The sequence below is a fragment of the Thermaerobacter litoralis genome, from assembly GCF_054654595.1.
Genome location: NZ_BAAIES010000009.1, coordinates 304,466 through 317,590, shown reverse-complemented (window position 1 = coordinate 317,590; position 13,125 = coordinate 304,466). Strand labels below are relative to the sequence as shown.

At 71.2% G+C, this 13,125-nt stretch carries 11 protein-coding genes; 7 read left to right on the top strand and 4 right to left on the bottom strand.

The window, feature by feature from the left end; translation table 11 throughout:
- Positions 1–189: 189 nt before the first annotated feature.
- Together ACYQ02_RS08455 and prpB are read left to right on the top strand one after the other, a co-directional pair.
- Positions 190–1,656 (top strand): bifunctional 2-methylcitrate dehydratase/aconitate hydratase, encoded by a 1,467-nt coding sequence (locus ACYQ02_RS08455; RefSeq protein WP_460040008.1) that lies wholly within the window; start codon positions 190–192, stop codon positions 1,654–1,656.
- Positions 1,657–1,843: 187 nt separating this feature from the next.
- On the top strand, positions 1,844–2,773 hold the full coding sequence (gene prpB / locus ACYQ02_RS08450) for a methylisocitrate lyase (protein WP_460040007.1): 930 nt from the start codon (positions 1,844–1,846) through the stop codon (positions 2,771–2,773).
- Between the two features lie 95 nt (positions 2,774–2,868).
- On the opposite strand, the gene ACYQ02_RS08445 is transcribed toward prpB, so the two are convergent.
- Complete coding sequence (locus ACYQ02_RS08445) at positions 2,869–3,216, bottom strand: nucleotidyltransferase family protein (RefSeq protein ID WP_460040006.1); 348 nt, start codon at positions 3,214–3,216, stop codon at positions 2,869–2,871.
- Positions 3,161–3,571 (bottom strand): HEPN domain-containing protein, encoded by a 411-nt coding sequence (locus tag ACYQ02_RS08440; protein ID WP_460040335.1) that lies wholly within the window; start codon positions 3,569–3,571, stop codon positions 3,161–3,163. The genes ACYQ02_RS08445 and ACYQ02_RS08440 overlap by 56 nt, the downstream gene beginning before the upstream one ends.
- A gap of 613 nt (positions 3,572–4,184) precedes the next feature.
- Between ACYQ02_RS08440 and ACYQ02_RS08435 the strand changes: the two genes are divergently transcribed.
- The 5 genes from ACYQ02_RS08435 to ACYQ02_RS08415 all read left to right on the top strand — a co-directional run bounded on the left by ACYQ02_RS08435 (position 4,185) and on the right by ACYQ02_RS08415 (position 9,501).
- Positions 4,185–5,696 (top strand): ABC transporter substrate-binding protein, encoded by a 1,512-nt coding sequence (locus ACYQ02_RS08435; RefSeq protein ID WP_460040005.1) that lies wholly within the window; start codon positions 4,185–4,187, stop codon positions 5,694–5,696.
- Complete coding sequence (locus ACYQ02_RS08430; RefSeq protein WP_460040004.1) at positions 5,693–6,646, top strand: carbohydrate ABC transporter permease; 954 nt, start codon at positions 5,693–5,695, stop codon at positions 6,644–6,646. The genes ACYQ02_RS08435 and ACYQ02_RS08430 overlap by 4 nt, the downstream gene beginning before the upstream one ends.
- 158 nt (positions 6,647–6,804) lie before the next feature.
- Positions 6,805–7,641, top strand: coding sequence for a carbohydrate ABC transporter permease (locus ACYQ02_RS08425; RefSeq protein WP_460040003.1), 837 nt, complete (start codon positions 6,805–6,807; stop codon positions 7,639–7,641).
- Positions 7,638–8,849, top strand: coding sequence for an ABC transporter ATP-binding protein (locus ACYQ02_RS08420; RefSeq protein WP_460040002.1), 1,212 nt, complete (start codon positions 7,638–7,640; stop codon positions 8,847–8,849). The genes ACYQ02_RS08425 and ACYQ02_RS08420 overlap by 4 nt, the downstream gene beginning before the upstream one ends.
- Before the next feature lie 388 nt (positions 8,850–9,237).
- Positions 9,238–9,501 carry a hypothetical protein gene (locus ACYQ02_RS08415; protein ID WP_460040001.1) on the top strand — a complete coding sequence of 88 codons (264 nt, stop codon included), beginning with the start codon at positions 9,238–9,240 and terminating at the stop codon, positions 9,499–9,501.
- 80 nt (positions 9,502–9,581) lie between these two features.
- Here the strand turns inward: ACYQ02_RS08415 and ACYQ02_RS08410 are convergent, their stop codons facing one another.
- Positions 9,582–11,120, bottom strand: a complete 1,539-nt coding sequence (locus ACYQ02_RS08410; protein ID WP_460040000.1) for a CapA family protein — start codon at positions 11,118–11,120, stop codon at positions 9,582–9,584.
- A 266-nt stretch (positions 11,121–11,386) separates the two neighbouring features.
- The gene (locus ACYQ02_RS08405) at positions 11,387–13,009 is read right to left on the bottom strand and encodes an MFS transporter (RefSeq protein ID WP_460039999.1); all 1,623 of its coding nucleotides are present in this window, start codon (positions 13,007–13,009) and stop codon (positions 11,387–11,389) included.
- Positions 13,010–13,125: the final 116 nt, after the last annotated feature.

The following is a 13,125-nucleotide window of genomic DNA, read 5'->3' as shown; positions in this document are numbered from 1 at the left end:
TGGCCATTCCGCGGCGGACCGCCATGGCGGCGCCTGTGGCGGCGATGCGCCATGGGTGCCCCGGGCATGGCGACGGCCGTGAAGGCGATGGCGAGAGCCGCCAAGGCGATACCGGCGACGGTTGAATGCCGTGGCGATGGCAGCTGAATCCCGCGGCGATCATCGCAGGGGAGGTCGCAGGACGGCACCATGGCAAGCCACGACGCAAGCGCCCCGGCCGGCGGGGCCACGAAACCCCAGGAACCGGACCGGGTCCTGGTGGAGATCGCCGACTATGTGCTGAACCAGGCCATCGACAGCGACCTGGCCTACCGCACCGCCCGCTGGGTGCTGATGGACTCCCTGGCGGCGGCCTTCTACGCCCTGGCCTATCCCGAGTGCACGAAGCTGCTCGGCCCTACGGTGCCGGGGACCATCGTGCCCCATGGGGTCAAGGTGCCGGGCACGCCCTACGTTCTGGATCCCGTGGAGGGCGCCTTCAACATCACCGCCCTGATCCGCTGGCTGGACTACAACGACACCTTCCTGGCCAAGGAGTGGGGGCACCCGTCGGACAACCTGGGCGCCATCCTGGCGGTGGCGGATCACGTCAGCCGGGTGCGGCGCAGCCGCGGCGAGGCGCCCTACACCGTCCGCGACGTGCTGACCATGGCCATCAAGGCCCACGAGATCCAGGGCGTGCTCTCGCTGGAGAACAGCCTCAACCGCTTCGGCTTCGACCACGTGCACTTCGTCAAGGTGGCGTCGGCGGCGGTGGCCACCGCCCTGTGGGGCGGCGGGCGCGACGAGGTGGTCAACGCCCTCTCGAACGCCTGGATCGACGGGGCCGCCCTGCGCACCTACCGGCACTTCCCCAACACGGGCTCCCGCAAGTCTTGGGCGGCGGCCGATGCGGTGAGCCGGGCCGTGCGGCTGGCGCTCTTCGCCGTCAAGGGCGAGATGGGCTACCCCACCGCCCTGAGCGCCCCCCGCTGGGGCTTCGAAGACGTGGTCTTCCGGGGCGAGAAGGTGGTCCTGGCGCGGCCCCTGGGGTCCTACGTGATGGAGAACGTGCTCTTCAAGATCGCCTACCCGGCCGAGTTCCATGGGCAGACGGCGGTGGAGGCGGGCCTGCGCCTGCACCCCCAGGTCAAGGACCGGCTGGACGAGATCGAGCGCATCGTCATCGAGACCCAGGAATCGGCCGTCCGCATCATCGACAAGAAGGGCCCGCTGACGAACCCGGCCGACCGCGACCACTCCCTCCAGTACATGACCGCCGTGGCCCTGATCTACGGGGAGCTGACCTACCAGCACTACGAGGAGCCCATCGCCTCCGACCCCCGCATCGACGCCCTGCGGGAGAAGATGGTGGTGGTGGAGAACGAGCGGTACAGCCGCGACTACCTGGACCCCGAGAAGCGGTCCATCGCCAACGCCGTGCAGGTGTTCTTCCGCGACGGTACCGCCACCGAAAAGGTGGAGGTGGAGTACCCCCTGGGCCACCGGCGCCGGCGGGACGAAGCCCTGCCGCGGCTGCACGAGAAGGTGCGGGGCGCCTTGCGGGAGGTCTTCCCGGCCAAGCGGGCGGAGCGGCTGTTCCACCTGCTGGCCGAAGACCCCGCCCTGCCGGAGATGCCCGTGGACCGCTTCATGGACGAGCTGCACCGGCCCTGAAGGCCCGGGAGGCCGGCGCCTGTGGCACCGTTGGCGCCTTGGGCGCCGTTCGGGGACGGCGGATTCCCCGGCCCTCCGGCGCAAGGTGGGCCGGCCAGGGACGGCTACGGCCCGTCCGGGACGGACCGACCCGCCCGGGCGGGCCGGTCCGTCCCGTGAGCCCGGGAGGTTGTGAGGAGGGATTCCCATGGCCTGGTTGCTGCAGAAGGAAACGCCCCAGCCCGAGCTGGCCGAGCGTTTCCGCCAGCTGGTGCGGAAGGGGCCGGTTGTGCTGCCGGGCGCCCACGATGCCATGGCCGCGCTCCTGGCCCGGCGCGCCGGGTTCGAGGCGGTCTACCTGTCCGGGGCCGCCTATACCGCCAGCCGCGGCCTGCCCGACCTGGGCCTGGTCACCAGCCAGGAGGTGGCCGACCGGGCCCGGGACATCGTCCGCGCCACGGACCTGCCGCTGATCGTGGACATCGACACGGGCTTCGGCGGGGTGCTGAACGTGGCCCGCACGGGCCGGGAGATGGTGGAGGCGCGGGTGGCGGGGGTCCAGATCGAAGACCAGGAGATGCCCAAGAAGTGCGGCCACCTGAGCGGCAAGAGCCTGGTCACGGCCGACGAGATGGTGCAGAAGATCCGGGCCCTCAAGGAGACGGCGCCGTCCCTTTACGTCATCGCCCGCACCGACGCCCACGGGGTGGAGGGGCTGGAAGCCGCCATCGCCCGGGCCCGGCGCTACGTGGAGGCCGGGGCCGATGCCATCTTCCCCGAGGCCCTGACCACCGAGGAGGAATTCCGCGCCGTGCGGGAGGCGCTGCCCGGCGTGCCGCTCCTGGCCAACCTGACGGAGTTCGGCAAGACTCCGTATTACAGCGCGGCGGATCTGGCGGCGTGGGGCTACGACATCATTCTCTTCCCGGTCTCTTCCCTGCGGGTGGCGGCGCGGGCCGTGGAGCGGCTGTACCGGCACCTGCGGCAGGCCGGTTCGACCCGCGAGCTCCTGGGTGAGATGCAGGACCGGGCCGAGCTCTACGAGACCATCCGCTACTTCGACTACGAGGAGCTGGACAAGACCATCGCCCGGTCGAGCCTGCCGCCGCTGGCCCGGCAACGGGAGGGCGACGCCTGAACCTGGCGCCGGTGGAACCCGGCGCACCCCGGGGACCCGGCGGCCCCAGCCCGGCGCACCCCGGGGCCCGCCGGCCCCATAGCAGGCCGATCCCTTCAGCTGTCGAACAGGACGATCCCGTCCCGGGTCATCCGCTCCAGCACGGCGGCGACGGCCTGCGCCTCGGAGACGCTGTAGACGTGGGGCTCGAGGGCCCGCAGCGGGATGGCCCGCCGTACCCGCTGGAAGGCGTCGGCCACCGGAGGGTCGTGGTAGACCACCAGCAAGTCGATGTCGCTGCGGGCCGTAAACCGCCCCCGGGCATAGGACCCGAAGAGGACCACCCGCTGGAGCGGCAGTTGCTGCGCCAGCCGGGGAAGGCTGTCCCTGATGCGCTGTACGACCTCCTCAAGGCTCAGAGACGGAAAGGTAACGCGCACAGAATTCCAGGATGACCCGTGCATGATCCAGCATCCTCCTGGCTTCGGAAGCCGTGTAGAGTCGCCTCGGCGCTCCAACAGGATGAGCATCAGGGTACCGGGTGGGAATATGCGCCTTATCGAGCTCGAGGGCCCGATCCCGAAGGTCGTCGGGTACGGGAACCTGCTCCGCCAGCGCCTCGAGGAGGGCATAGACCGAATGTCCCCAGGCCTCGCCCCCGAATCGCTGGCAGACAGCCTTTACGGCCTTGTCGGCAGCCTGGTGGGCTGAGAAGCAGGCCCAGTTATAAAAGCCGCGTTCCAGGTCGTCGCTTTCCGCATGGGCAAGGTCTCCCAGAGCCTCGTCCCACCAGTCCTGGCTCCGGTCCAAACTTCTCACCTCGTTGCGGCGGCTACTCTCATGATGCCACGGCCCCCGCTCCTTGGGCACTCCGCTTTACACTGCGGTTCGCCCGGCTCTGACGTGGGCGGCATGGGGCCCGCCCATGTCCAACCGGGGAATTCCAGAGATGGATGGTGCGGCCGGATAAATGGCTTCATATGCCGTAACTTGACATCGATCACAAGCCAGGGCTATATTCCAATTGCTTGTTAGCACTCATTGCTGCAGCCTGCTAATAGCAGGCGGCCCCGGTACGGCGCCATGCGGGGCAACCTTCGCCATCCTTCCAGCACCGTTCACGTTCAGAAAAGCGACCAGCACAAACGGGTGAGGAACAGGCGGGCAAGACCGCGGTGACGGCGCTTGTGGTGCGGCGGGGCGGCGGCACTGCGGGAAGGCGATGCCCCTGCCAGGGGCGCCTCCGGGCTCCCCGGGAGGAGGTGCCGCCATGAGGGGCGGAACCGCCCCAGACCGGCCGCGTGCCCGGGCGGTCAAGCCGGGGTGAGGCGGTGGGACTGGGGCCTGGCCCTTACCCTGCGGGATGCCGCCCCTCGGCGAGCCGTCAGCAGGAGTCCGCGGCGAGCGACGAGCAAGGGGAGGTGACCGTCCTGTGCGTGCTGGCTGGTGGAACCGTTGTCTGGAACGCCGGAGCGGTAGCGAGCGGAGGCCTGGCTTAGAGGGTGGCCCGCGGCGTCAGGGGCGCCAGGACCGCAACCGGTCGGGTGCCCGGCTGCTGGCGGCCCTGCTGGCCCTCAGCCTGGTGCTGCTGGCCGGATGCGGCAGCGGGGGAAGCTCTCCGGGCGCGGCGGGCGGCGGTACGGGCGAGGACGGTTCGTCCGGAGAGCAGGGCGTCCAGACCGTCACCCTGCGCGCCATGACCATCGGCAAGCCCACCGAGCACTGGCGGTTTGACAACCTCAGGGAAGCCGTGGACCGGCTGAACGAGAAGCTGGAGCAGGAGGGCGCCAGCGTTCGCGTCCAGTTGGAGGGCTCCCACGAGGACCGGCCCTGGGACGAGTACAAGCAGCGCTTCATCCTGGCGGCCGAGGCCGGGAAGGCGCCGGACATCATCCTCAGCGGCCACGAGGACGTGGCGCCGTGGGCCGCAGCCGGGCACATCATCCCGCTGGACGAGTACGTCAAGGATAGCCCGGTGTACCAGGACGTGTTCCCGACGCTGTGGGAGTCGGTGACCCTGGACGGGAAGATCTGGGGCATCCCGCAGGATACCGAGGCGCGGCCCCTCTACTTCTGGAAGTCGCATCTGAAGCAGCTGGGCTGGTCCGACGAGCAGATCGCCCGGTTGCCGGAACAGATCGAGAAGGGCGAGTTTACCCTGGATGACCTGCTCACCGTGGCCCGGCAGCTTCAGGACCGGGGCATCGTGCCGGCGGGGCAGGGCTTCTGGACGCGGCCGCAGCCGGGTGTGGACTTCTACATGTTCTACCTGGCCTACGGCGGCCAGATGCAGGATCCCGCAACGGGCAAGCTGGTGCTGGACAAGGAGGCGCTTCTGAAGGAATACCAGTTCTTCGCACGGGCGCGGGAGCTGGGCGTGCTCAAGCCGTCCCTGCTGGGTACCGACTGGTCCATCTGGCACCGGACGGTGACGGGCAAGCAGGTGGGCCTCTGGGTCGGCGGCTCCTGGCAGGTGGCCGAGTGGCAGGACCAGTACGGCCTGAGTGACGCCGACGTCCAGGATCTGGGCTACGCGCTGCTGCCCGCGGGCGAGAAGGGCAAGCCGGGGGTCACCCTCTCGCACCCGCTGGTGTACATGGTGACGAAGTACTCGCAGCACCCCGAGCTGGCGGCGCGGCTGATCCTCGAGGCGACGAATCCCGAGTTCAACACGCGCCACGCGGTGGAGAGCAACCACCTGGCGATCATGAAGTCGCAGCTGGACCAGCCGGCGTACCAGGAGAACCGGCTGCTGGGTGACCTCGCGTACATGGTCGAGCATGCCGGCTTCGTCCCGCTGCACGAGCAGTTCGGCAACTACGACCAGGCCATCTACCGCGGCCTGTCGGCGGTGGTGGCCGGGCAGATGACGCCCGAACAGGCCGTCGACACGGTGGTCCGGCAGCTGCAGTCGCAGCTCCGGGACGAGGTGATCATCCGGTGAGCCGGGCGGCCGAGGTCCTCGCGGCCGCCCGGCCGGCCGCGCCGTGGCGGCTGGGGGCAGGGTTCCTCCTGCCCTTCGCCCTGGTGGTGGCCGTGTTCTTCCTGGTCCCGGCGGTGCTGACGGTGATCCTCAGCCTGACCGACCTCAGCGTCGCCACGGGCCTGGAGGGCTTCCGCTGGGTCGGCCTGGAGAACTACCGGCGCATCCTCACCGACCCGGTGGCGGGCCTGGTGCTGCGCAACACGCTGCTCTACGTGGGCGCCACCCTGACGCTGTTCAACGTGGGGCTTGCCCTGGTGCTGGCGCTGGCCACGGCCTTCCTGCCCCGGCGCTGGGGCGGGTTCTTCCGGGCGGTGTGGCTGCTGCCCAGGATCACGCCGTCGGTGGTGTACGTCCTCATGTGGAAGTACTTCGCGGCGGAGCCGCCCTACGGCGTGATCAACCAGGTGCTGGGCGCGCTGGGCCTGCCGGCGGGCGGCAACTGGCTCTACGAGCACCCATGGCCCGTTGTCATCGCCATCAACGGCTTCGTCGGGGCGTCCATGGGGATGATCATCTTCAGCGCCGCCATCCAGGCCATCCCGCGGGAACAGCTGGTCGCGGCCCAGGTGGACGGCGCGGGCACCTGGGCGCTGGTGCGGCGGGTGGTGCTGCCCCAGCTGCGGTGGCCGGCGCTGTTCGTCGCCGCGTACCAGACCCTGTCGCTGCTGGCGTCCTACGAGTACATCCTGCTGGCCACCGACGGCGGGCCGGGCTTCTACACCACCGAGGTCTGGGCCCTCTACGCCTTCCACACGGCGCTGTCCAATTACTTCGGCAACGCCCAGTACGGCCTGGGTGCCGCCCTGGCCACGGTGCTGGTGGTCATCGGGCTGGTGGCGTCGGTGCTCTACCTGCGCTTCTTCAACTTCCGCCAGTTGACCCAGCCGCCGCGGATCGAGGTGAGCTGAACCCGGCGGGTGCGCCTCGGCCAAGAGGCGTGGGGAACGCGCAAGAGGCGTGGGGAGCGCGGCGCAGCCCCTGGGCGTCGTGGCGGTTGGAGCGCGAGGGGCTCAAGGTGTCCAGGTGAACGGATCGCGGCACCGGTCGCGGGAAGGGAGGTGGCGGCGTGCTCGGCAGCCTGAGCGAGACCCAGCGCCCGGCGCGCTGGGCGTGGCTTCTGCTGGTGCCGGTGACGGCGCCGGTGCTGCTGCTCTACGCGTGGCTGCTGGTGGCGTCCTGGAGCGATGGGATGGAAGGGTTCCGGCCGCTGGGGTGGACCTGGGAGAACTGGTCGTTCCTTTGGCAGCCCGACCCCTTCGGCCCGTCCATAGTGCAGCTGACCATCAACACGCTGCTTTTTGCCCTTCTGGTGGCCCTGGGCGAGGTCCTGCTGGCCAGCACGGCCGCCTACGCCCTGTCGCGCCTGGCCGTGCCGGGCCGGCGGCTGTGGCTGGCCATGCTGATCGTGCTCCACGCCTTCCCGGGGATCACCCTGCTGGTGGCGCTGTTCCTCTTGCTCCGGCAACTGGGCCTGTATGACACCCTGGCGGGCGTGGTGCTGGCCAAGATCGCCCTGGAGCTGCCGTTCCACGTGTGGGTGCTCAAGGGCTTCTACGACCAGGTGTCCTGGGACCACGAGATGGCGGCCCTGCTGGACGGGGCCAGCCGCCTGGCCGCCTGGTGGCGGGTGGTGCTGCCCATCATCCGCCCCGGCCTGATGGCATCGGCGGTCTTTGCTTTCCTGTCCGGGTGGAGCGAGTTCCTGCTGCCCTACGTGCTGGCGCCCGGCGCCGGTGTGCAGACGCTGCCGGTGTACCTGGGGGCGCTGCTCTCCCAGGCCGACGTGGCCCGCTACGGCACCGTGACCGCCGTCGCCGTGTTCTACATGATCCCGGTGATGCTGGTCTACCTGTTCCTCCAGCGCTACCTGATGGTGCTGTACACGGGGGGTGTAAAGCGGTGAGGATCCGGCTGGAAGGGGTCACCAAGCGCTTCGGCACCGTAACGGCCGTCGACCGCCTGACCCTGGAACTGGAACCCGGCCGGCTGGTGGCGCTGCTGGGGCCGTCCGGGTGCGGCAAGTCGACCACCCTGTACATGCTGGCCGGCGTGCTGCGGCCTACGGAGGGTGACATCTTCTTCGACGGCGTGCGGGTCAACGACGTGCCGCCCCAGCGGCGCAACGTGGGCATGGTCTTCCAGAGCTACGCCCTCTACCCACACATGACGGTGTTCGAGAACATCGCCTTCCCCTTGCGGATGCAGCGGCTTCCCGAGCCGGAGATCCGCCGCCGGGTCCATGAGATGGCCGAGCTGGTGCAGGTGGGCAGCCTCCTGGACCGGCGGCCGGAGCAGCTCTCCGGCGGCCAGCAGCAGCGGGTGGCCCTGGCCCGGGCGCTGGTCAAGCGGCCGGCCCTGCTCCTGCTGGATGAACCCCTCTCCAACCTGGATGCCCAGCTCCGGCAGGCCATGCGCGCCGAGATCCGGCGGATCCAGCGGGAACTGGGTGTGACGGCGGTGCTGGTCACCCATGACCAGACCGAGGCGATGAGCATCGCCGACTGGGTGGTGCTGATGAACGGGGGCCGCTGCGTCGCCCAGGGCACCCCCTACGACCTCTACCAGACGCCGCCCAACCGCTTTACCGCCTCCTTCATCGGCCACCCGCCCATGAACTGGGTGCAGGGGCGGGTCAGCGGGTCGCGGCTGCAGGTGGACGGCCTGCCCGTGTACCTGCCGCTGCCGGCGACGGCACGGGAAGGCGAGGTGGCCATCGGCATCCGCCCGCAGCACGTGCAGCTGGTGGCGCCCGGTCGCGGGCACCTGGACGGGCGGGTGACCATGATCGAGCTGCTGGGCCACGAGAAGCTGGTGACGGTGGAAGCCGGCCGCGTCCCCGGCGGGGCGGCCCCTTCCGGTCCTGCCGGCCCCACGGCCGGGAACGGCTTGAGGCTGCAGGCCCTGGTGCCCGCCGACGCCGCCGTGGTCGAGGGGGAGGCGGTGGGCGTCCGGCTGCCGGTGTCGCGCCTTCACCTGTTCCGGCTCTCCGACGGCAACCGCCTGGCCCTGCCGGGTGCAGCGCGCCGGCCGCTGGCTGGAGCGCTGGCGACCGCAGCGGGCGACGCCGTGGCGGACGAAGCGGCCGGGGAGAGCGCGGGGACGGCCGGGTGAGGCGGAGGGAGGCCGCGGGTTCCTACACCCGTGGCCGGGCCGTCAACCTTCGACGGTTGCGACGATGAGGTGCCGGCCGGATTCCATGTCGCCGGTCGCCACGTGGGCGTCCTCGGAGGACCTCTCCTAGAGCCGGTGCGCCAACTTGCCGCACACCGACGGGGCGATGCGCCGCTAATCGCTCCACACGTGCCACCCTCGACTCCTCACGGGTAGAGGGACGGGGGGCTCCAGCGCTTCCATGCGGACGGGCGTCACCTGCTCCGTCCAGACGCGCCAGCGCGGGGTCTGTTGGGGATCGGAGAACCGATCCCGGCGTTTGATGGGCCCATCCTCGCCTGTCGTGGCTATGCTATGCTCTTCTCACAGCGGTTTGGGAGGCGGTACCATGCACCACGAAACGGCAGCGTCCAAAGACGCCGACATGCCCCCTACGACCCCCGACACGTCGTGGTTGATCCTCCAGCGCTTGGACGATGTCCGCCGGGAACAGGACCGCCTGTACAACTACATTGAGCAACGGGCTGACCGCATCGAACAGCGCATCGACCGCCTCGAACAGCGCTTGGACCGCCTAACGGGATGGTTCATTGCCGGCCTGATCGCTGTGCTGGGCGCACTGGCAGGTGTCGCCGTGGCCGGGCGGCTTTGAAACGGCGACCCGGCGGCACAAGATTCGCCTACGGCTGATAAGAGATGACGATGGAATGGTAGGCAGCTACGAGCCCTCGATCACGGCCCCTGCGCGGGTGCCAGCTCCTCCATGGGGACCCAGCGGACGCCCGGTGCCTCCAGGCGCTCCAGGGCCCGCCGGTAAGCCCGCTCCAGCAGGGGCACATCGGCCTGGGGCACCTGGTACCGGGCCGGATCGCCGGCCGCCTCCCGGGCCGGCAGGGGGCGCCAGAGCCAGCGCCCGTCCACCCTCCCCTTGTGGATGTAAAGGGGCACGTAACGGATTCCCGTGACCCCTGCCCGGCCGGTGAGGGGGTCGCGGGCCAGGTCGAGCCAGAACAGGGCGGAGGTCATGCGGTCTTCCCCGATCTGCCCGGCCAGGAAGTTGCCCTGGGAGAACAGCACCGCCTTATAAAGGCAGGGACGGCCTCCGGTGGACCCGGTGTACCCGGCAGGCTGCCCGGACCCGGATCCGGGCCTGGTGCAGGAACGGTCTGGCCCGGCAGCGGCGGCCCCTGCGCCGGGGGCACCGGCTGCCGTGGCGCCCCCCTCGGGACCGGCGCGATCCTCCTGCCCCGCACTCTCCTGCCCCGGCTCTGCCGGCCCCGACGCTCCCGGGGCCAGCGCTCCCGGTGCCGCCTCGCCCCCCGCCTGCCCCGCCGGGCGCAACTCGGCCCGCTGCAGCACGTGGGGATGGTGGCCCAGCACGATGTCGGCGCCTGCCGCCAGGACCTGATCGACCATGTCCTCCTGCTGTCTGTTGGGCTCGGTCTCGTACTCGTTGCCGAAATGCAGGGAGACCGACACCAGGTCGGCGCCCGCCCGCCGCGCCCGAGCGATGTCCGCCGCGATCTGCCGGGGATCGATCAGATTGACCAGATAGGGCGCCGGCAGGGGGATGCCGTTGGTGCCGTAGGTGTAGGCCAGGAAGGCGATGCGGATGCCGCCCGCCTCGGCGATGGCGATGCGGTCCCGTTCCTCCGGGGTGCGGGCGGTGCCGGCATGGATGAAGCCGAACCGCTCCAGGTTGGCATAGGTGCGCTCCACCCCCCGCCGGCCACGGTCCAGGGTGTGGTTGTTGGCATTGGTCAGGACGTCGAAGCCGGCCTGGCGCAGGGCCGCCAGCAGTTCCGGGGGCGAGTTGAACCGGGGATACCCCGTGTAGCCTCCCAGGTCGGCGCCCGTGACGGGCTGTTCCAGGTTGCCCACCGCCAGGTCCGCGGCCCGCAAGGCCGGCGCCACAGCCGCCAGGGCCGGCCCGAAATCGTAGGTCCCGTCCCCTTGCCGGGCCGCCGCCAGCAGGGTGTTGTGGATCAGCACGTCCCCCACGCTGGCCAGGCTGGCCCGCTGCCAGTGGAGGCCGGCCGGCCCGTCTCCGGGGCCGGGTTCGTCCTCCTCGCCGGGAAGAACCCGGCCGCCGCCGGTGCTACCCCGGGGGCCGGCGGCATGACCGGCAGGATCCGTGGCGGAAGGATTCCCCCACGGCGCCAGGCCTGCCCATTCGGCCAGGGGACCGCACCCGCTGCCCAACACCAGCAGGGCCGCCGCGAAGAGGACGGCCAGACGCCTCATGGGGGTCCGCACCCGCCGTCGTGCCACGTCCACCCTCCTTGCCGGTCGCCGGGCCGGGGGGGACAGGCCGCCCCGGAAGGCCCGATCGCCTGCCCCTTCCATGACGGAGCCGGCCGTGCGGATCGCGCAGTGGGGATCCGGTAGTGTCGATCCGGCCGTACGGATCCGGCAGCGCAGATCCGGTGCTGCGCATCCGGCAGCGCGGATCCGGCGGTGCCGCAGCCGGCACTACGACTCCGGCCGGTGCCCGGAGCCCCCCTGCGCCGGACGCCGGCGCCTTCGGGCCACCTGCCTCAAGCGGGGCTGTTCTTCAGCGCGGTGCGGCGCTCTTCCTCCCGGTTCTTCAAGGAAAGGGCCGCCAGGATGCCCAGGGCGGCCAGGACGCCGAGGACCACGTACGCCTGCTCGTATCCCGCCACGTCGCCGGCGTGGGAGGCCACGATGGCGCCCATGGCGGCGCTGCCCACGATCTGGCCCATGTTGCTGGCCACGGTGAGCAGGGACTGGGCGGCCGCCCGGTGGCCGGCCCCGGCTTCGTTGAGGACCACATACCGCAGGGGTGCGCCCGTCAGGCTGGCCAGGCCGAGGCCCACCACGACGCCGTCCGCCACGAAGAGGCCCATGCTGCGGGTGACCGCGGGGATCAGCAAGAGCCCGGCGGCCAGCACGGCCGTTCCGACCGTGAGGACCACCCGGGAGCCCGCCTGGTCCAGCAGGCGGCCCACCAGCGGCGCCCCTACGGCACTGGCCAGCACCGCCGGCCCGAGCAGGTACGCAGCGGTGGAGGGTTCGACCCCGAAGGCGGCCACGGCCAGGGAGGGGACGAAGACCAGCCCCGCCTGGAGCAGGCCGCTCAGGCCGGAAAGGGCGTTGGCCACCGCCAGCTGGCGGTTGGCCAGCAGCCCAGGGTCGATCAGCGGCGCGGGCGAAGCGGCCTCGACCCGCTGGAAGGCCACCAGCAGCACCAGCCCGGCCGCCAGCAGGGGCCAGACCTGGGCCGAGGCCAGGCTGGCCAGCACCGCCTGGCTGTCGATGCGGTTGATGGCCAGGGCCAGGGCCACCAGGCCCGACCCCAGCAGGACCATGCCGGGGAAGTCGAAGGCTGTGCGAGCCGCCGGCCGCGGCGCCGGCAGGACCCGCCGGCTCCAGGCCAGCACCAGGGCGGCCAGGGGCACGTTGATCAGAAACAGCCACTGCCAGCCGAAGGGCAGCAGCACGCCGCCGATCACGGGCCCCAGCAGGAAGGCGAGGCCGAACATGGCGCCCGTCATGCCCAGGGCACGGCCGCGGCGCTCCGGCGGGAAGGTCTCGCCGATGGTGGCGCTGGCCACCGGGAAGATGCCGCCCGAGGCGAGACCCTGGATCGCCCGCCCGGCCAGGAGGACGGGGAAGGAGGGCGCGGCGGCCACCACCACCGAACCCAGGCCGAAGAGCGCCACATCCAGCATGTAGACCGGCCGGCGTCCCCGCAGGTCGGAGAGCCGGGCCATCAGCGGATTCCCCACCAGATTGCACAGCACGTAGATGGTGAAGACCCAGCTGAGCTGCCGCTCGCTGACGGCGAAGTCCCGGCCGATGGCGCTCAGGGCCGGGCCGACGATGGCGATGTCCAGCGCCCCCAGGAACACGCCGAGCAGCAGGACGCCCAGGACGCGCTGTCCCTGGGGATCGGCGACGCCTTCGCGGCCGGCGGCACCGGCGGGAGTCGAGGACCGGGCGGACGTGGAGGAGCCGCGGGCAGTGCCGGGACCCGCCGGCTGGGTGGGTCCGGTCGGAGCCTTCGGCTGGCCGCCGCTACCGGATTGGGCCCCATGACCGGGCTCTGGCAGGCCGCCCCCGGCGGCGTTCGGCCGGGACGAACCGGCGCCCGAGGCCGCACCGGCGCTTCGCCGGCCGCTTGGCTGGCGGTGGGACACGGCAGGTCAACTCCTGTCGTCGGGCTGGCTTGCCCGGCCCCCCTTTCGACCGTGGCCGCCGCCGGCTGGGCCGAGTCCGGTCGGGCCGCGGCCGGCGGGACCACGCGGCCGGGCAA

Excerpts from the sequence above, each read along its gene's own strand:
- ACYQ02_RS08455 (WP_460040008.1), top strand. The coding sequence starts at position 190 with ATGGCAAGCCACGACGCAAGCGCCCCGGCCGGCGGGGCCACGAAACCC.
- prpB (WP_460040007.1), top strand. The coding sequence starts at position 1,844 with ATGGCCTGGTTGCTGCAGAAGGAAACGCCCCAGCCCGAGCTGGCCGAG.
- ACYQ02_RS08445 (WP_460040006.1), bottom strand. The coding sequence starts at position 3,216 with ATGCACGGGTCATCCTGGAATTCTGTGCGCGTTACCTTTCCGTCTCTG.
- ACYQ02_RS08415 (WP_460040001.1), top strand. The coding sequence starts at position 9,238 with ATGCACCACGAAACGGCAGCGTCCAAAGACGCCGACATGCCCCCTACG.